The sequence below is a fragment of the Paenibacillus sp. FSL R7-0179 genome (genome assembly GCF_038002265.1).
GTDB lineage: Bacteria > Bacillota > Bacilli > Paenibacillales > Paenibacillaceae > Paenibacillus_AQ.
In genome coordinates this window covers 723,656-742,953 of record NZ_JBBOCC010000002.1, presented here as the reverse complement: position 1 = coordinate 742,953, position 19,298 = coordinate 723,656, and the positions used below count along the sequence as shown (strand labels likewise).

The window sequence follows — 19,298 nt, the reverse complement described above, 5'->3', positions numbered from 1 at the left end:
CATGAAACTGAAAATAAAGCTTCCCCTGTTATTCCTGCTGATGCTGCTGATTCTAATGTTCTCGATTGGTTTGTATTTAAAGTTTGTCTTTGCAGTATATTCCCCCATACGTACCACTTTGCTGGACTCACCCTATGTAGTATTACTGCTGCCCATCTTCGTCATCGCCGGCTGCATATTTTCCATTCTGATCGTCTATATTCATTATTATATTGAGAAGCCTATCCGGCGGCTGAATGCCCGGCTGGAGGAGGTCAATGTGGTCCATCCCCTGCCTCCACTGGCTTTGAAGCGCAAGGACGAGATCGGAGAGTTATATAAGCACTTCAACAATATGGAGCACAGGCTTCAGCTCGCCCATAGAGAGCAGACCGATATGATTGCCGCCATCGCCCACGATTTGAAGACACCCCTGACCTCGATTAACGGCTTCACTGAGCTGCTGGCTACACATGAGGACTTACCTGAAGCTGAGAAGCAGGAATATTATGAATTGATTCAGCGGAAGTCAGCCTATATGGTGGAACTCCTCAATGATTTCTCCAGCTTCACCAAAGAAAAATCGGAGCTTGAATCCATGACCGCTAAGCCTGTAAAGGCGACAGAGCTCTTTGCCGACATTGCTTTTGAATATGAGTATGAGCTGGCGGGTCTTGATATTGAACTGGCTTGCCGCCATTCCTTCACGGACAGCATATGGCTGACGGTTAATGAACCGATGATTCGCCGGGTGTTCGGCAACCTCTTCAGTAATGCTGTAAGATATGGCGGCAAGCCAGAGCTTAAGGTGTATATGACCGGATATCTGCGGGAGCATCATGCCTATTTTCAGATTGAGGATAATGGCATTGGTGTGCCGGAAAAGGATATGTCTTCGCTGTTCCTCAAATTCTTCACGGTGGACCCGTCGCGGCAGATCCGTAAGGGCGGACTTGGGCTGGGACTGGCAAGCTGTAAATCAATTGTCGAACATCACGGGGGCGAGATTGCGGCCTTCTCCTCCAAATATGGCGGACTTGGGATCAGATTCAGTCTGCCTTTATAGTTTTTTATACTTTCTTCAGATCTGTTTATTTTTCTTTTAATAAAGCTTCATGTTTGGATGTGACAATAAGTTGTAGCAGCATACAACAATCACTGGAACCAAGCAGGAGGTTTGACAAATGAGTATTTTATCCAAGAAAAGAATCGGCAGCACGCCCGCCATACAAATTGACGGAGTGCACAAAAGCTTTGGCGACTATACCATATTAAACAATCTTTCGCTGGAGGTCAGCCGGGGAGAGATCTACGGATTCCTGGGACTTAACGGCGCCGGGAAGACAACGACGATCAAGATGCTCCTGGCGATGATTAAGCCTACTTCCGGCAAGCTCTATATGTTAGGGGAGAAGGTCGACGCCGGAAACTCCAAATTATGGAGCAACGTCGGATATTTGGAGGAGGCTACCTTTTATCCGGATCTGACTGTGACGGAGAATCTTGATATCGCACGGCGTATGCAAGGCTTGCCGGACCCGGATGCCGTACATCAGGTCATCTATAAGCTGGGGCTGGAACCGCACAAAAAGAAAAAAGCAAAGCATCTCTCACTCGGGAACAAGCAGCGTCTGGGACTCGCCAAAGCGATGATTCACAACCCGGAAGTTCTGATCCTGGATGAGCCGATCAACGGCCTTGATCCCGCAGGTGTTGCGGAGATACGGAATATGCTATACAATCTGGCGCACAATTTCGGCATCACGGTATTTATATCCAGCCATCTGTTAGAGGAGCTCTCGAAGGTATCCACACGGATTGGCATTATTCACGGCGGCAAGCTGGTGCAAGAAGTCGCAATGGATCAACTGGAGCAGTCCTTGGAGAAAAGTCTGGTCGTGAACGGCCGGAACAAGCCTGCCTTAAAGAAGGTGCTGGAGGAGCATGGCTATAACTTCGTGGATACAGCGGACGGTTCTATTAAACTAACCAATGAACATGCCGCAGATCATCCTGAACGGCTGGCTGAACTGCTCGTGCAAAGCAATCAGCCGCCAACGTCGCTCCGGGTAGTTACAGAGGACCTGGAAGGCTATTTTCTCCGCACCATCGGGGTTAACAGGGGGATTGTATAATGAATATTCTATCGGTGCTACATTGTGAGCTTCGCAAGATTATCCGCTCGAATGTATTCTGGATTATGTTCCTGGTTCTAGGCTTCGGACCCATCATGATGGGCGTTGGAAATATATTATCCAGTGACGCCGGCGGTGTCACCTGGGAAGTGTATTTAACCGGATTGCTGGAGACGCTTGCCCCGCTGGGACTGATCGGGTACACCTTTGTGGCGGCCTGGGTCTTCGGACGGGAGTTTTCGGACCGGACCATTAAGGATTTACTGGCCAAGCCCATTTCCAGAGCAAAAATTGTATTGGCCAAGTTCCTGGTCATTTTAGCATGGTGCCTGCTACTGTCCATCTATATGTTCGCTATTGGTCTTGCCGTAGGAGCCATCCTCGGTGTTGCAGGCGGGTCCGCCGCGTTCATTTGGAGCTTATTCCTTAAGTTCCTGGTCACTTCGCTGTTGTACATCCTTGTGACCGCGCCAAGCATTCTGTTGGCTAATGTGACCAAGGGCTACCTGGCACCTCTGGGGCTCATCCTGATTATCGTCATTCTGTCCAATGTGCTCAGTTCCTTTGGATTCGCGCCTTATTTCCCATGGACCATCCCGTCGGTATTCCAAAGCACCGGTTCGCTGCAGCTGAGCAGTATCATCATCATTGCGTATACCGGGATTATCGGAATCGCCGGAACCTTTGCCTGGTGGAGATATGCGGAGCAGCCTTAAGCGGGAAATGATCATCCTTCATCATCCATCGTGCCCTTCATCGCCTCCTGCTCACGGAAGGCCGAAGGGGTCAGCCCGTACTTTTTCTTGAACAGGGTGGAGAAGTAAGTGATATTGTAGATCCCGACCGCTTCGCTGATCTTGGCCGCCGTGTCAGGAGTTGAAGCAAGCAGCTCCTTCGCTTTGTCCAGCCGGGTGTTGTTCAGATATTCACTGAAGGATTGCCCGGCCGCTCCTTTGAACAGCTTGCCCAGATAGCTGGGGGACAGTCCGGCGATTTTGGACACCAGATCAAGGGAGATATTAGGCTCGGCATAATGCTCATGGACATAATTCTGCACTTTTTCAATGAGACTATTATGCTTCTTGGCATTCATCCAATGATGTTTGTCTTCAATTAACTTGCAGATGGTGGAGCAATAGCGGTTGAATATGTCACGGATTTCCGTCAGATCCTCAGCACCTTCAATCTCGGTTACCGCCTGCAGGTAATCATTGAAATTCGAATCCGGCACATGCTGTAAATAGTCAAAAGCTTTGAGCAAAGATAACATGAGCTGCGTGCTGAAGGTAATGATCTGATGAACCGAACCGCCGGATAGGGTATCGATAAATTCTTCTATCGCGCTAACAATAGGCTCCGGCTTGCCCTGCTGGACGGCATCTATCAGCTTCTTCTCGCAGGCGGCGGGATAGCTTAAGACCTTCAACACATGGTGCCGTGTCGCTGCTGCATCCAGAATCGCTTCCTTCCCATAGATTAAACGGTATTTCACATACTGCTGGGCTGAGGTGTACGAGGACGGAATATTCCCCTTGCCAAAGGAGATATCGCCTATCCCTATAGATACCGTCACCTTGAAATAACGATTCAGGAAGCTTTGAATATTACGCAAGGCAGGCTTTAGCTCCTCCGGGAGCTGATTTTTCGTGTATTGAAGGATGGCAACAGCTTCATTTCCGCCCATAATGAGCACATCACAGGGGCCGATATGCTCCAGCAGCTCTTTGGCGATATTCCCCAGCGCGAAGCGCAGCAAGGACTGCTGTTTCCCCTCTACCCTCTCCCCTGCCGGCTCAAGCTCATTGATCTTGAACACCAGCACGCCGAAGAACGGTCCGGCAACCTCCTCTCCAATCTCCTTAATGATTTCGCTGGAGGCAGAGTCCTCCAGGGAATGACCCCGCAGCAAGGCATGTAGATAATGCTCACGGACCGTCCGGGAAGAATGGCTGATAACGAACTGCATCGATTTCTCACGTTCATGATAGGATTGGAACACTTCATTCACCATCTTGTACTCATCTATCAGTGCCAAGCCGGATGCGGGCTTGACCGGGCTTGGCATCACTTTTTCCAGCAGCGCCGATAAAGGCTTATTCATATTCGAGGTCAACAGGATAGAGCTCAACAGACCTGCAAGTACAATTCCGGCGGTCACCAGCAGCGTAATTCTCCGGAGCTGATCAATATTAGAAATAAGCTCCGAATACGGTGAAACGCTTACAAAATACCAGTTCAGTTCCTCTGATTTCACATAAGTGACCAGATTCTTTTGGTTTGCGATCGTCGTGGTGAAGCTGTTCTCCGGTTGGTTCTCAATTAATACCGTCCGTACATACTCCTCCCCGGATAGATCATCCAGGAACAGATTGGAATCGGTATTGGACAGCACTTTACCTTCATTATTGATCACGAAGACATTATTGGCCGCGTCTGCTTTGCCTATCTTACGGATGGTCGTCAGTATCGACTGCTCCTCCACATTGATATAGATTAGCGGATTGCCTGCGGTCTGGTATGCGAAGTTCGGATACAGCAAGAAGGTCAGGAACTGTAAGGGTCTGCCGTTGTTGCGGCTGGCAACCTTCAGGCTGCGCGGATTGAATTCCATGTACTGCTTCGCGCTAAGGGCAGTGAGCGATACGTCGAACGGAAGCCCGGCGGTATCGACTGTCGTGCCTGTAGAAGGCCGGTGGATTCCGATACTGTGGATATAAGGATTCAAATTGGCAATTTGCTCAATCTGCTGAAAAATATGATAATTGCTTACCTTGTTCTCTGCCGTCTCATCCAGAAACGAAAGGATCTCCGGTTGAGTCAGCAGTGTATTTCCAATCGTCATGACCTGATTATAGACTACATCCGAAGCGTACGTGATCTGAGATAACATTGCCCGGGAATTGCGTTCGATCTCCTTAATGGCGCTTCTGGAGAACAGGGAGAAGAGTACACTGGACAGCAGACTTACGGTTAGAAGCACGAGAAGGAAATAGGAGATCGTGAGTTTTTGAAATGCCTTGTATCGAACAAGCCGGTTGATGGTTGCCCGCATGTTGTATTCCTCCCCAAGCTGCACGTTATCATTTCTAAATATAGTACATTCTTGACTGAAAAGGTACCGGATCAGGCGAAAATGAAAGCCATTCCGTTTTTTTGAAAGCCTTGAACCCTTATTTGAAAGCGTTTGCCGGGTTTTAAAATAGACACTCGTTGCGGCTATGACTAAGCTGAAATCAAGGCAACAGTCATCTATTACAAACAAATAGGGGGGAACAGGAATTGAAGAAGAAACGGCGTTCAGGGCTCAGCATACTGTCAGACATCCGCAGAAATGGCACATCCTATTTGTTAGTTTTGCCGGCCATGGCATACACGTTTATTTTCGGCTATCTGACCTATCCTTATATGGTCATTGCTTTCCAACGCTTCAATTATACAAAGGGAATCTTCCATAGCGAATGGGTCGGCTTCAAAAACTTTGAGTTTTTCTTTCGTTCCAATAAGGCGCTTACAGTTACCTTTAATACCATTTACCTCAATTTACTGTTTATTGTTTTCGGTACGCTGATGGCGCTGGCCATTTCACTGGTGCTGAATGAGCTGCGCAAGAAGCTGTTTGTGCAGATCAGCCAGTCGCTGATGTTATTTCCGAACTTCATCTCATGGATCGTCATCAGCTATGTGCTGTACGCGCTGTTCTCCATGGATATGGGCGTGATTAACAGAATCCTGAACCAGTTCGGCATGTCCTCCGTCAACTGGTATACCGAAGCCCAGTCCTGGCCGGCGATTCTGACCATCATGCATGTGTGGAAGGGCGCCGGCATGAGCGCGATCATCTACCTGGCAACCATTACCGGCATCGACGAGACGTTGTATGAAGCCGCCGAGATTGACGGGGCGGGCCGCCTGCAAATGTGCTTCCGGATCACGCTTCCGCTAATGATGCCAACGGTTATTATCCTGACCATGCTCTCGGTCGGCAAAATTATGTACGGCGATTTCGGGATGATCTATGCGCTCATCGGGGACAACGGCACCCTGTATTCGACTACAGATATTATTGATACGTATGTATTCCGTTCATTGCGCCAGATCGGCGACCCTTCCGAAGCGATGGCCGTGGGACTGTTCCAGTCCGTCATCGGATTTATCCTTGTCTTTGGTACCAACGCCATTACCCGCAAGTACTTCAAGGATGGCGCATTATATTAAATCCGGGAAGGAGGAGGAGTATTCATGAAAAAATTCTCAATCAGCAGAACGGTCATGTACACGCTTACTGCGGTCTATTCGGCACTGTGCCTGCTTCCGATGCTGCTCGTGCTGATGATCTCCATCACGGATGAGGATGCCATTCTTAAGAACGGCTACAGCCTGTTTCCGGAGAAATTCTCCCTGTATGCCTATAAGCTGATCTTCACTAGCGGCTCCCAGGTCATTCAGAGCTACGGCATTTCGATCTTTGTCACTCTCGCCGGTACCACGCTGGCCCTGCTGATTACTTCTATGGCAGGCTATACCCTGGCGAACAAAAATGTGAGGTACCGCAATCTGCTGGCCCTGTACTTTTTTATCACCATGATTTTCTCAGCCGGCATTGTGCCCTGGTATCTAATGAACCGCGCACTCGGATTAACCGATAATATTCTTGCTCTGATTATTCCGTCGCTCCTGTTCAGCCCGTTCAACCTCTTCCTGGTGCGCAATTTCATGAACGGCATTCCTGACTCGCTGCGGGAATCAGCCACCATAGACGGGGCCAGCGATATTGTCATTGCCTTCAAAATTTATCTTCCGTTATGTAAACCGGTACTGGCGACAATCGCCCTCTTCTATGGATTGGATTATTGGAATAACTGGTGGAATGCGATCATGCTGATTGATACGAAAGACCTGTACCCGCTGCAATTCATGCTGCTGCAGATGCAATCGGAGATCAGTATGCTGAACGATATGGCCATGCTGGCGGGAACAAGCGACGTTACACTTCCTTCGGAGTCGGTCAAGATGGCAACAGCTATCGTAACCATCGGGCCGATCATTTTCCTGTATCCTTACTTACAGAAGTACTTCGTGAAAGGGCTCGTGATCGGTTCGGTGAAAGGCTGATGTCATCCCTTAGGGGTTAACATATATAAGACAACATAAGAGGAGGTCCGTATTATTCATGAGAAAATCCTATGCAACCCTGTTAGCTGTGGTGCTTGCCCTGTCCACCCTGGTTGGGTGCGGCAAGGCCGATAATGCCAGCCCTGGCGCAAATGGAGAAAGCAATGCTTCATCCCCGAATGCAGAGAAGGCTAATAGCTCTGAGGTCGTCAAGATCAAATACGTGGTTCCCGGGACCGAGCCTAAGGATTACCAAAAGGTGTTCCAGAAGGTCAATGAGAAGCTGGCTGCAGACGGTGTCGGCGTTGCCGTAGAGAAAATCTTCATCCCCTGGGATGCTTGGGACCAGAAGCTGAACCTGATGCTGTCCACCGGTGAAGAGTTCGATCTGTTTCATGTCATGCAGGACCGCACTCCTTTTTCCAATTACTATACCCGGGGTGCACTGGCAGATATCTCGGAAGAGATTGAGAAGTACGGAGCTAACCTGAAAAAGAATATTCCGGAGGATATCTTTAGCGGCGCAACCATCGGCGGGAAATATTATATCGTCCCCTCCTACTGGGTTGAAATGGCCAGCGAGGGCCAGTTCAATATCCGCCGCGACATTCTCCGCGAGAACAATTTGCAGGAGCCCACAACTCCGGCTGAGCTGATCAGCGCCTGGGAAGCGGTGATGAAGAACTGGAAGGGAAAGAACAAGCCTTACTTAGGCACCCGGGCCGATTTTGACCCGATCAATCTGCATACCTCCATCCTGCACCGGACCTATGACACCTTCCCGTTCACCGTTAAGGATAAGTTCTTCTATGTCAACCAGAACGGAGAAGTCAAATCCTGGATTGAAACCGACGAATTCAAAAAGGATGCCGCCTTCATGCACGAGCTGTACACCAAGGGAATTACGAATCCTGACATCCTGGTCATGAAGCAGGAGCAGGTAGATGCCCAGCTCGACAGCGGGGAGTGGTTCGTGCGCCTGGGAACCGGCGGAAGCCTGAACGGACTCCAGAAGTACAACCCGGATGCTACGGTAGACGATATCGGAGTGGTGTGGTTTAACCCGGAAAAAGAGTATCTGCGTCCCCTCTCCTTCAAGAACGGAAATGCCGTGCCGGCGAACATTAAGCATCCCGAGGCCGCCGTTAAATTTATGGATTGGATGCTGGCCAGCCAGGATAACTATGACCTGGTTCAATATGGCATCGAGGGTGAGCACTACACCAAAGATGGCGACAAAGGCTTAAAGCCGATCAAAGACCCGAACAACAATAATAATCCGCGGTACAGAGGCTCTGATTCGCAGAACGGCAATGTGAACTTTATGCGCTTTGACCCGGAGAGCAGTATTCCTGAGAATAACAAGGTCTTATTCGAGCCTAATCAGAGTGCAGTCAATAGTATTGCAGCCAATTTTATTTTTGACCCGACGAATGTAAGAACCGAATACACCAATATTCTCTCCGAAGCTTCAGCCAGCATCACGCCAATTTATATGGGGGTGCTGGACTATGACAAGGCCTTCCCCGAAGCGCTGGATAAAATGAAGAAGGCGGGTCTGGACCAGGTTGTTGCGGAATACCAAAAGCAGTTTCAGGAATATAAATCTTCTCTTCACTAAAAAGTGCTGCTAGAATAAAGGAGTGGAAAAATTTTGAACCTACATCAGCAAAAAAAAGAATTTGAAGCAACAAAAACTTTTTATGAAAGCGCAACCCTTTCCTTTAAAAACGTGGACGGATTTGATGTTTATAATATTTCAATACCTTTTGAAAGGGAGGGTAAGCGTTACTTGTTCGGCCGGGTAGAACGCCGGGAGGAGTGGGCCCGATCCTGGGTCCGTCTGTTCGAGGAAACAGGCCAGGATGAGTGGACACTGGTGGAGAACAGCATGATCTATACGCTGGAGGACCCGTATATCACTGAAATAGGTGATGAGCTTGTACTGGGCGGAACGCATGTGCAATATCAAAGCGGCAAATACAGCACGTATTTCGGTTATTTTTACCGGGGGACGGACCTTCACGACTTGTACTACTTCACTACAGGTCCCAACAAAATGAAGGATATCCGCCTTGTTGCTCTGGCGAACGGCAGAATCGGCGTCTTCTCGCGTCCGCGTGGCCATGAGGTGAAGGGCCAATATGGCAGCGAATCGATGATCGGCTTCACGGTGATTGACAAGCTGGAGGATTTGACCGCTGAAGTCATTGAGAATGCCCCGTATATTCATGGTATCTTCGGAGCAGGCGAATGGGGCGGCGTCAATCAGGCGTACCTGCTGAGCAGCGGCAACATCGGGATCATCGGCCATATTTGTTATTCGCATCAGGAGGAGAACGGGCAGGATATCAAGGTCTATATGAACATGTCCTTCATCTTTGATCCGTTGACCCGGGAATCCCATGACCTGCATCTGATCGGAAGCCGCTCCTGCTACCCGCCCGGACCTGCCAAGGCCCCGTATTTGACGGACTGCGTCTTCTCTGCAGGGATTGTGATGCGTGAGGATGGCAAGGCCGATCTGTACAGCGGTGTTGGCGATTGCCAGGCCGGACGGATTACGATCGACTATCCGTTCGCATCTTACGGAAGCATTGTCAAAATAGATTGAACTTAAAATTCAAGTTAAAGAAAAAGCAGTTCCACACTCAAGGAGGATATTCAACAATGAATGATAACAATACACCCATCATAGGAGCTTTGGCATCCAGTCCCCTCATCCGCCGTCATCCGGCTAACCCTGTGCTGGATGCGGCGCGGGTCCCTTACCCCACCGCCCTTGTATTTAACGCGGGAGTGGTGAAGTTCGGCGGCCGTTATGTGATGGTATTCCGTAATGACTACGGCTCACTCGACAAGCAGACTCTTGAGCCGTCTCATACAACGGATCTCGGTATCGCATTCAGTGAAGACGGCATCCACTGGACGGCCGGGCCGAAGCCGGTGTTCAAGCTGAAGGACGAAGAGTTCGTGCGCGGATATGATCCGCGGCTGACGGTGATCGATGGCCGTTGCTACATGTGCTTCGCTGTAGATACGCGGCATGGCATCCGGGGAGGAATCGCAGTCACGGATGACTTCGAATCCTTTGAAATCTTAAGCTTGTCCACGCCGGACCTGCGGAATATGGTGCTGTTCCCGGAGAAGATCAACGGCAACTATGTGCGGCTGGAGCGGCCGTTCACCGTATACAGCCGCGGTGGCTTGGACCGGTTCGACACCTGGATCGCGGAATCACCGGATCTGATCTACTGGGGACGGTCGGAGCTGTTGCTGGCGGTGGAGCAGGTACCGTTCGCCAATGACAAGATCGGTCCGGCAGCGCCACCGGTGAAGACGGATAAGGGCTGGCTCACCACCTTCCATGCCGTGGATCTCGATCCCGCCAGAGGGAAGAACGGCTGGGAGCCGTCCTGGAAGAAGCGGTATACCGCAGGTATTATGCTGCTTGACCTGAATAATCCCAAGAAAATTCTCGGGATGAGCGCATCGCCGCTGCTCGCTCCTGAAGCCACCTACGAAACAGACGGTGGCTTCCGCAATGACGTCATCTTCCCCGGCGGCATGATCCTGGAGGACGACGGCGAAGTGAAAATCTATTACGGCGCCGCCGACACCGTGGAATGCCTGGCTACGGCACATGTGGACGATTTGATCAGGCTTTGTTTGGGGCAGTAAAGATAGGTGGCCGCTCTGGCCTCCTGACAGAAGCGGGTATCATCCTTAAATGAGGATGATACCCGTTTTTTTAGACTAGTGAAGCATCAGATTTAAAAGGTTGAATAAGCTTGTGAAACTCAGGGGCTTGTGTAATAAAACCCTATCATCCCAAAAAATCTAACGGACCGAAGAGACCTTATTCCCAGGAGAACGCCATCTTTTGCAGCGTAACGGACTCAGGCGACCTTATCGTCTTTCTGCGAGACGTTTTGGAGCTGAATTCCACGGATAAGGTCCTTGCGGTCCGTTAATCGCCCAAGTGACGACTTTCTTCCCGGATAAGAGCCCCTCAGTCCGTTACGCTAAGCCAAACACCCCTGAAGAACAACGCCCGCTTGGAAAAAGATGCAATTTAAAGGTGAATTGCGTCTGCTCCACTATTTTAAATCTGATAAGCTACTAGGCTTCAACCGCTTGCGGTAACGTTCTTTCGTACTCCTTATATAACGCATAACGCTGGACGCCTCTCGAAGCCTCAACTGCTTCCCTGGCATACTTGACCGCAAGCTCATTGTTGCCGGCTTTCCGTTCAATTTCTGCAAGCACTACTGATCTCATCCACGGCTTCCGGATTGAACTCAAATGTTCCCGCGCCTTAGCGCTTTCCCCGCCCTCCAGCAACAGAGCCGCTTCATAGTACGCCCGGTAATCGGCATGACGGATATGCGGGACGGCTTCCTGAACAGCAGCCATGTCTTTGCGGTACCATCCGTAAGCCGCCTTGTACGTTGCCTGTACCGCCACCTGTTTATGCTTGCTCATCAGCTTCTCCATGACCGTTGCCGCTTCATCCTCAAGCCGGTTCGCAAGAACATACTGAATATACAATGCAGGATTGTTTTTCTGGCTGCGTAAAAAGGACTCCACATGGTCCACACGCTTGTCCAAAACTGCCGGATAATAGAATCGGATTGTAAAAACAATGAGCGTAGCCACCACAGCGCCTACTACAATCAGGATGGGTGAATAGTCATTGAATAATACGAATAAGACAAACAAGAACAGCATGAAATAAACAGCAATGCTCCAGCGATGGCGTTTCATTATAAATCTCCTTTGCGTGCAAAAATCCCATTTGAAATATTGTATCACATTCCATAATCTTTCAGCAGAATATATATATAACTCAAAATGTTAATTAACTTGACATAAAATCACTAATTTATTATCAATTATAATATATATAGCAACTTCCTCTTGTTAAAATCTCTAAAAATACTTTAATTTCATATTATTTATTGACTGAATTAATATACGATGTTATATTTCTTAACACAATTAATAATATACATAGAGGAAAGGGAGATTGCCTACATGAGTAAGTTAAAACGTCTGCGCAGAACCAAGAGGCAAGTTATAGCTACTTCCATTGCATTATCTGTTATTGCTTCGGGAGTCATTCCGTTTCAAACCGCTGATGCTTTAACGAGGGTTACTTCATCTAGTGGCACCGTATGGGAGATTCACGATGCTTTCGCTCCCAGCTTGGACACTGGAAGCTTGCGTACTGTTGGCGCTACACAGCTACAAGGCTTCGGTAATATTTTTGTTAAAGTATCCTCGCCTACAGCTTCCCTGATGAATGGACAAATGATGCGCGGCTTTGACCTCAAGTACGATGGTGTTAACCGATTCACTTCCTCTCAATCTGTAAACCTCGGAAATGTCACCGTTACCCGTGATGTGTATGTGGACACTATCAATAATAGAACCAGATTCTTTGATACTTTCACCAATAAAAATGATATAGCTGTAAAAGTAGATGTCTCCTTCGGCGGCTCCTTAGGCTATGGTACAGCGGCTAATGCTTCAGTCGTCAAGGCAACCTACTCCAATGATCTAGATGTGACGACAGACGATTCATGGATTGTGGTCGATAGCAGTGCCAGAAACAATAAACCTCTGGGAATTGCAGTCGGGTCTCCACATCCATTTAATAATGGATTAACGGCTCTCGGGAATCAGCAGCAGAATCCATTCACTACACCTCTCGCCAAGTCCGGTAATGAGGCGAATTTCTATGGCTTCATTAATACCTTGAGTCTTGAACCAGGCCAGTCGAAATCCCTGGTGAATTTTGTGCAAGTTGGAGAAGCTGGAGAAGCTGGACTGAACAACCTGATTGCCACGCTTAATGGATTTAATCAGCAGCTGGATGTGTACGGCTTAACCCCTGCACAGATCCGCTCCATCAGCAACTGGGATATCTCAGGTATAGAGGGACTTAATACTGGAGATCACCTGTTCATTCCAGAGGCTCCTGCAGCACAAAGCTTCATCACTTCCTCCCCCTACGATGTTGTGAATAAATCCATTGCACAGATGCAGCAGGATATGATTAGCGGTACAACGACTTCTGTTCAAATAACGCAAGCGTATCTGGATCGAATCAAGGCGTACGATATGGGCCAACTCGGCTTCCATGCCTTCCTTCATGTGTCCGAAACTGCGCTGGCCCAAGCCAAAGCGGCTGACGATGCCCGTGCACAAGGCGCTAAGGGCGATCTGCTGGGAATTCCTATTGCGATAAAAGATATCTATGACACCAAAGACATGCCGACTACAGGCGGCAGTAAAGCACTTGAAGGCTGGCGGCCGGAATCGGATGCCTTCCAGGTGAATAAGCTGCGGGAAGCCGGCGCTGTCATTATTGGCAAAGTGAATACTTCGGAGTTCGCGAACAGCGGAAGCTTCAGTGAAAGCGGCTGGATGCAGACATGGAATGCGCTCTATCCATCCAAAACCTCTTTTGGCTCCAGCGGCGGATCAGCAGTATCGGTTGCAGCTGATTTCGCAGCGGCAGCTATGGGATCGCAGACAGGGGTATCTCTCTATGCACCTACGACAGGCGCCAGCTTAAAGAGCTTCCGCGGAACAGACGGCATGGCGAGTACGACAGGTGTGCTGCCACTCACTTGGGGACAGGATTATGCGGGGCCTATCGCCAAAACCGTAACAGACCTGGCCATTATGCTGAACGCTACAACGGGTACGGACCCGCAGGATATTTTCACCGTAACTGCTGATGCAGATCATAAACGTCCGGAGAACTGGAAGGAATCGCTGGATGCCGGGGCATTGAAAGGAAAGAAAATCGGATACATCCCATCATCCTTCGTCTCCAGCTACGCAGATGACGATACCGGACAAGCGGTAATGAATAAGTTCTCAGAGCTTCAGGCCGCAGGCGCAACAATGGTGGAGATGTCAACAATGCCAGCAGCCCCTACCCGTCCTCAGGGCATTAACGGCTCTACCGAAGGCTGGGCACGTTACATTGAGCTTCATAAAGCCTTCCCTTACGCAGACGGAGCAAGTGTACTAGCTTCAGATAAGGTGCTTATCTATAATCAGAGAGGATATACTGTACCTACGCGGATGACAGAACAGGCTGTACAGGATTACATCAAGTATAGAACAGACTATAAAGAAGTGATCAAAGGCTGGATGGACCAGAATGGCGTGGATGCCATTGTGTATGCAGGCTTCATCAGTGACGTATACAACAATGACGCATCAGCCTCTCAGTTAAGTTCGGACCGGGGCACAGGCGTATTAACATCGAATGTCGGTCTCCCTACGGTAGTGGTTCCTGTAGGAACGAACGACAGCGGATATTCGATCTCCATGCAGCTTGTGGGCAGAGCGTGGGACGATGCCAAAGTTCTGGGTATGGGCTATGCGCTTGAGCAGCAAAGTCAAGCCAGACTGCTTACCGCTTTTGCTCCAGCACTGCCATACGTCCCAACCCCTACTACTCCTGATCCAACAGATAATGGACCAAGCAACCCAAGTCCTGGAGGAGGTACCGTTACTCCACCGGTAACGGCAACGCCTACACCAACACCTACTGCTACACCGGCTCCTACAGCAACACCGGCACCAGCAGAAACAACAGCACCAACACCTGCGCCGGAAGTGGTCAGCTTCACCGATACACTGAATCATTGGGCAAAGGCAAGCATTGACCTGCTGATCTCCAAAGGATTATTAACGGGTTATGCCGATGGCACCTTCCGTCCGAATACAGGTCTAACCCGTGCCGAAGCCATTAAGGTCATTACAACGCACATGGGACTTGACGGACAAGCAAGCAGCTTCACAGATGTATCTGGGGCACATTGGGCCAATAAGTATATCGGTGCAGCAGCCAGTGCCGGCCTGATGAACGGATACAGCGATGGCACCTTCCGCCCGAACGCGAAGATTAGCCGCAGTGAATTAGCAACACTAATTACCAGAGCATTTAAGTTGACAGGTACCGGAAGCACATCGTTCAAAGATGTTAGCAAAGAGGCCTGGTATTATAACTCTATTGATGCACTGGCATCCAATAAAATTATTACAGGCTACGAAGACAGTACCTTTAAGCCTGCAAAAGACATTACCCGGGCAGAGTTCGCTACCATGGTGGCGAGATTGCTGGAGAGTGGGAAGTAAGGGGAGTTAAAAGTGTAAATTAAAGGCCATCCCTTTCGGGGTGGCCTTTAATTTGATCTAAAAAACTGTGGTGAACCCTATTCGCTTAATTCTTATACAATTACAAAACGCATATTTTTAATGCTTTCACGTTCTAAGAGGATGATCCTTTGAAGATTTTCTTTAAGTATAGATATATTATTGCTGTTTTTCTTCAGCCTGCATTTGAGAGTAGAGTTTTTGAATACTTCCCATTCGTTACTCAAATTCCTGCAAAGTTCTGCAAGCTCTAATATACTCTTATTACTATAACCTTCAGAAGCATATAAATGATTGAAAATCGACTCATTTTTTTTATGATTTTGTATGAAAGATGTTGTTCTAAGCGCAAATATGCTTTCATCATTCCATGTGGAGGTTATCTCTTCAAATTCATTAAAATAATCTTCCAATGCACTTATACCTAATTGGTAGTACAGATCAACCTCGCCATTATATACAATCTCATCCCTCGCTATATTATTCCTAATATCCAATAAGATAGATTTAGAATAATCTGTTTTATAATCATTAACCTTTTGTTCATTCAAAGATACAGTCATAAAGCGTACATTTTGTCCTGAATCAATTAAGTACTTAGTCGATCTATAAATAACTTCAAAGTTAATATTATAGTAATGCATTTGACCAGGTGATAAACAATCTTCAATTGCTTCGTAATTATTATCTAATTCATACATATCAGAAATATTATGAATAAAAATCGGATGGATAAAGTGGATTTTATTGGACTCCCTCCCATCGGGATAAAAGAAACGATCAATACTTAAGAAAATAAACTTCTGCTGAGATAATGTATCCCGAATTAGTTCATTAAGACTGTCTATATCAGATGACGTAATATCAATCTCTGTAATATCAAAAAAGGAGTATAAAATCTCATTGGTATATACAACCTTAGGTAAAAATAATCCTTGTTCTAATAAGCTCTTGTAAGTTTCCTGAGAATCGAATTTTTGTAAAGTAAGTTTTTTCCAATATTGAGACTTAAATGTGAAGGGTAATGTGCTTAAAGAATCATTGTAGCTGATAAGAATTGACATCAGATTATTTTTGACACAGTCTAACCATAGAGAGTTATACGGAAGTAATTTACTAGCCTGAGACACATTTTTCACCTCTTTAATTATGGTAGATCCTTTTGATTCCCAGGACTCGATTCAACTTCGATAAGCTGCAAGAACCTGTCTAAATAATCTAATTCCATTAAATATACCCGCTCAAGAATTTCAATAATTTTAGTTATATTTTTTTTATCATTAGTTAATTGCAATCTCATATTTAAGTTAACTGCAATTTGCAAATCATTTATTATAATTTTCAAACAATTAATTATTCTTGTCTGTTCTTCTCCTATATTTCCCAGGATAGATTCCACACGAGTTTTCATAATTCTTTTGTGTTCAAGCAAGACATATAAGTTTTTCGTCAATAACTGTATATTGTCGTTTTGAATCGCTAATTGATAATACTTTATTAGTACACGGTATATTGATATGCCAAAATAAGTATCACAATTCGAATAATAATCCTTAACAAAATTCTTTTGTGTGTTTATCGAAGTTGTATATTCATTAATCAGACAAATCAATAAATCCTTATTTAAAGAATGTTCAACTGAATTAGGTTTTAACATGAATATTTTTTTGAGATATTCATCATCATTATGCTCGAAATAATCTGATAATTTATCATAAGATTCACTCAATTGAGAATAACTTATCAAGTTAAACGATAGTTTATTATTATGGTCATAGCCTGCTATATTAAAAGTACAATCCTCCTCATTATAACCATGTATCATAACTCCATGTCCGAACTTCCGCTTCATATAAGATGAAGTAAATGGAAGATAGAACTCATCAACATGTAGAAAAATATAAAATCCCTTTTCAATATTTTTTATTACAAAATCTATAATGTTTTCACTCATCTCATTTCTTTTAAGTAAATAACTGCTCTCTTTCAATTGTGAAAAAGATAAAAAATCATCTTCGCAATAGTCAAGTACGACAACCTCATTTTTGTATTCGTCAATTTTCAATTGAAAGTACCTATCCAATATAATCCATTCTATGGGGTTACCAACTTCTAAAATTGACATTATATATGAATGGTGGGGCAAGGAATCTATTCTCGAATGAACAAGAGGGAGCAGCTTCATATTGTGGACCTCCATAGTTATTTAGCATCAAAAAAAAGCCAACCGAATGCCGGATGACTCATCATAAAATCATATGTAGATGTAAATTAGTTAGATTGTTGTATCTGATCCTCTTCAGAATTTATTGATCCACAGAGGATCAGACAATGTGATGCACTTGCAGTTCAAATAAAAGTCTTATTTTCCACTAGATACAAGGCTTTCCTTGATCTTAAAAAACTCTTTTTCATGGTGTCTTCGGAATGCCAATGTTTTAGTGTCAACTGCTTTAGCAATTCTTTCAGCGGTCGCACCTTTACAATTTTTACATACTTTAAGTTGCTTACCTTCTGAATTACTCACAGTATATAGAACTTTAATTCTTGTTGAAAGACATACCGGGCATACACCGCGACCTCTGGAAGGCACCTTCAAAAGTCCCTTACCCCTTGTTGTTTTTGCCAAACAAATTACTCCTCTCAAGATGAAAATATTTACATCTAACTATACCAAATTCCCCCAGTCGATGTCAAGTTTTAGGATTTGTTACATTTAGTTTCTTTAATTTAAAATTTTATATTTACAATTTTTATAGCATATTGGGCTGCTATCGAGTCAAATGAAGTCCTTTTCGATCGTAGCACAATATTTGTATGGCATTTCTTATCTTGCTCTGTTCCTTCATTTTTATACCTTGGGGATAACTGTTAATATTCTCTCCCACAATGTCCAGAACCCATTCATGCAGTAACCGGTTGATTATATGGCTTCCATTTACACTGTTTGTCAACAGGGCTATTCCAGCTCCCTGCTCTGGAAAGACCGCAAAAGAGCTGTTGAATCCGATATTGGTTCCGTGATGAAAAAGCATTTTCCTATTTTGCGGAAAGGTTACTATATGATACCCCAAGCCATAATTAACTTTGCGGAAAATTCTTGTCCGCAGTTTGGTTTGAGACTCCGGAGATAAAAAGCCCGAGGTATCCGTGTCCTTCATATGAGCGCCTAAAAACCTGGAGAGATCGTTAATCGAGCTGTACATACCGGCAGCAGCATGCTCTGCATAATACCTTTTCGGCATAACGAATCCATATGCGCCGAATGCTTGCGATATTCTGGGCTCTACCCGTTCGGTAATGAGAAATGTGCTCTCCTGCATTCCTAAGGGTTCAAAAACGTTCTTCTTCATATAATTATCAAACTTCATTCCTGTTACTTCCTCAATAACATGCTGCACTAAGCTATATCCGCCACCAGAATATTTAAAGCCCTGTTGAGGCTCATAAATAACTTTAAGTCCATTCTCCCGTTCAAAAGTCCGTGTACGCAGCAAATCAGTATTCACCTGAACCTCCGGATAACCGGAGATATTCATCCCGCCCGTATGGCTCAAGAGTGACTGAAGGGTGATTTTACTGTGATCAAAGCTGGATGAGGGCAGCTTCCATTTATGCAAATAAGTATCGACCGGAGCCTCCAAATCCAGAATTTTTTCTTCAACCAATTTCATAACTCCCCAGGCCGTCAAGGTTTTCGAGATGGAACCCAACTGAAACACAGAATTCACTCCGGTTGCCATACGCCTTTGATGATCTGTGAAGCCATATCCCTCTAAATGCACCCTTTTGCCATTGTGCCAAAGAGCGAGTGCCACACCAGGAATTTTATTCTTTTTCATTAGTACTGCAATACTTTCCTTCAGAGCTTCTTTATTAGCCGCCTTCATC

Annotated in this window: 15 protein-coding genes; 9 read left to right on the top strand and 6 right to left on the bottom strand. The window is 46.3% G+C overall.

What is annotated here, in order from left to right:
• Position 1: 1 nt before the first annotated feature.
• The 3 genes from MKX63_RS19945 (at position 2) to MKX63_RS19935 (ending at position 2,830) form a co-directional block, all read left to right on the top strand.
• Positions 2-1,045 (top strand): HAMP domain-containing sensor histidine kinase, encoded by a 1,044-nt coding sequence (locus tag MKX63_RS19945; protein WP_341019505.1) that lies wholly within the window; start codon positions 2-4, stop codon positions 1,043-1,045.
• A gap of 118 nt (positions 1,046-1,163) precedes the next feature.
• Entirely contained in the window at positions 1,164-2,114 is a 951-nt protein-coding gene (locus MKX63_RS19940; protein WP_341019503.1) for an ABC transporter ATP-binding protein, read from the top strand.
• The gene (locus tag MKX63_RS19935) at positions 2,114-2,830 is read left to right on the top strand and encodes an ABC transporter permease (RefSeq protein WP_341019501.1); all 717 of its coding nucleotides are present in this window, start codon (positions 2,114-2,116) and stop codon (positions 2,828-2,830) included. Before MKX63_RS19940 ends, MKX63_RS19935 begins: the two co-directional genes overlap by 1 nt.
• Before the next feature lie 11 nt (positions 2,831-2,841).
• Here the strand turns inward: MKX63_RS19935 and MKX63_RS19930 are convergent, their stop codons facing one another.
• Complete coding sequence (locus MKX63_RS19930) at positions 2,842-5,166, bottom strand: helix-turn-helix domain-containing protein (protein WP_341019499.1); 2,325 nt, start codon at positions 5,164-5,166, stop codon at positions 2,842-2,844.
• A 227-nt stretch (positions 5,167-5,393) separates the two neighbouring features.
• Between MKX63_RS19930 and MKX63_RS19925 the strand changes: the two genes are divergently transcribed.
• Genes MKX63_RS19925 through MKX63_RS19905 form a run of 5 tightly spaced genes read left to right on the top strand, consistent with a single transcriptional unit; the run spans position 5,394 to position 10,907 of the window.
• Entirely contained in the window at positions 5,394-6,329 is a 936-nt protein-coding gene (locus MKX63_RS19925) for an ABC transporter permease (protein WP_341019498.1), read from the top strand.
• Between the two features lie 24 nt (positions 6,330-6,353).
• A complete protein-coding gene (locus MKX63_RS19920) occupies positions 6,354-7,226 on the top strand; it encodes a carbohydrate ABC transporter permease (RefSeq protein WP_341019496.1) in 873 nt (290 codons plus the stop codon).
• A gap of 58 nt (positions 7,227-7,284) precedes the next feature.
• Positions 7,285-8,847 carry an extracellular solute-binding protein gene (locus MKX63_RS19915; protein WP_341019494.1) on the top strand — a complete coding sequence of 521 codons (1,563 nt, stop codon included), beginning with the start codon at positions 7,285-7,287 and terminating at the stop codon, positions 8,845-8,847.
• A gap of 33 nt (positions 8,848-8,880) precedes the next feature.
• A complete protein-coding gene (locus MKX63_RS19910; protein WP_341019492.1) occupies positions 8,881-9,840 on the top strand; it encodes an MTP-1 family protein in 960 nt (319 codons plus the stop codon).
• A 56-nt stretch (positions 9,841-9,896) separates the two neighbouring features.
• Positions 9,897-10,907 carry a glycoside hydrolase family 130 protein gene (locus MKX63_RS19905; RefSeq protein ID WP_341019490.1) on the top strand — a complete coding sequence of 337 codons (1,011 nt, stop codon included), beginning with the start codon at positions 9,897-9,899 and terminating at the stop codon, positions 10,905-10,907.
• A gap of 441 nt (positions 10,908-11,348) precedes the next feature.
• Here the strand turns inward: MKX63_RS19905 and MKX63_RS19900 are convergent, their stop codons facing one another.
• Positions 11,349-11,993, bottom strand: coding sequence for a hypothetical protein (locus tag MKX63_RS19900; protein WP_341019489.1), 645 nt, complete (start codon positions 11,991-11,993; stop codon positions 11,349-11,351).
• Positions 11,994-12,263: 270 nt separating this feature from the next.
• Between MKX63_RS19900 and MKX63_RS19895 the strand changes: the two genes are divergently transcribed.
• Complete coding sequence (locus MKX63_RS19895) at positions 12,264-15,389, top strand: amidase family protein (RefSeq protein ID WP_341019486.1); 3,126 nt, start codon at positions 12,264-12,266, stop codon at positions 15,387-15,389.
• A 92-nt stretch (positions 15,390-15,481) separates the two neighbouring features.
• On the opposite strand, the gene MKX63_RS19890 is transcribed toward MKX63_RS19895, so the two are convergent.
• The 4 genes from MKX63_RS19890 to MKX63_RS19875 all read right to left on the bottom strand — a co-directional run bounded on the left by MKX63_RS19890 (position 15,482) and on the right by MKX63_RS19875 (position 19,297).
• Positions 15,482-16,546 carry a hypothetical protein gene (locus MKX63_RS19890; RefSeq protein ID WP_341019483.1) on the bottom strand — a complete coding sequence of 355 codons (1,065 nt, stop codon included), beginning with the start codon at positions 16,544-16,546 and terminating at the stop codon, positions 15,482-15,484.
• A gap of 8 nt (positions 16,547-16,554) precedes the next feature.
• Positions 16,555-17,592, bottom strand: coding sequence for a hypothetical protein (locus tag MKX63_RS19885; RefSeq protein ID WP_341019482.1), 1,038 nt, complete (start codon positions 17,590-17,592; stop codon positions 16,555-16,557).
• A 177-nt stretch (positions 17,593-17,769) separates the two neighbouring features.
• A complete protein-coding gene (locus MKX63_RS19880; RefSeq protein ID WP_341019481.1) occupies positions 17,770-18,036 on the bottom strand; it encodes a hypothetical protein in 267 nt (88 codons plus the stop codon).
• A 142-nt stretch (positions 18,037-18,178) separates the two neighbouring features.
• The gene (locus MKX63_RS19875; protein ID WP_341019479.1) at positions 18,179-19,297 is read right to left on the bottom strand and encodes a serine hydrolase domain-containing protein; all 1,119 of its coding nucleotides are present in this window, start codon (positions 19,295-19,297) and stop codon (positions 18,179-18,181) included.
• Position 19,298 lies beyond the last annotated feature (1 nt).

Coding starts and splice junctions, on each gene's coding strand:
- MKX63_RS19945 (WP_341019505.1), top strand. CDS start 2: ATGAAACTGAAAATAAAGCTTCCCCTGTTATTCCTGCTGATGCTGCTG.
- MKX63_RS19940 (WP_341019503.1), top strand. CDS start 1,164: ATGAGTATTTTATCCAAGAAAAGAATCGGCAGCACGCCCGCCATACAA.
- MKX63_RS19935 (WP_341019501.1), top strand. CDS start 2,114: ATGAATATTCTATCGGTGCTACATTGTGAGCTTCGCAAGATTATCCGC.
- MKX63_RS19930 (WP_341019499.1), bottom strand. CDS start 5,166: ATGCGGGCAACCATCAACCGGCTTGTTCGATACAAGGCATTTCAAAAA.
- MKX63_RS19920 (WP_341019496.1), top strand. CDS start 6,354: ATGAAAAAATTCTCAATCAGCAGAACGGTCATGTACACGCTTACTGCG.
- MKX63_RS19915 (WP_341019494.1), top strand. CDS start 7,285: ATGAGAAAATCCTATGCAACCCTGTTAGCTGTGGTGCTTGCCCTGTCC.
- MKX63_RS19905 (WP_341019490.1), top strand. CDS start 9,897: ATGAATGATAACAATACACCCATCATAGGAGCTTTGGCATCCAGTCCC.
- MKX63_RS19900 (WP_341019489.1), bottom strand. CDS start 11,993: ATGAAACGCCATCGCTGGAGCATTGCTGTTTATTTCATGCTGTTCTTG.
- MKX63_RS19895 (WP_341019486.1), top strand. CDS start 12,264: ATGAGTAAGTTAAAACGTCTGCGCAGAACCAAGAGGCAAGTTATAGCT.
- MKX63_RS19885 (WP_341019482.1), bottom strand. CDS start 17,592: ATGAAGCTGCTCCCTCTTGTTCATTCGAGAATAGATTCCTTGCCCCAC.
- MKX63_RS19875 (WP_341019479.1), bottom strand. CDS start 19,297: ATGAAGGCGGCTAATAAAGAAGCTCTGAAGGAAAGTATTGCAGTACTA.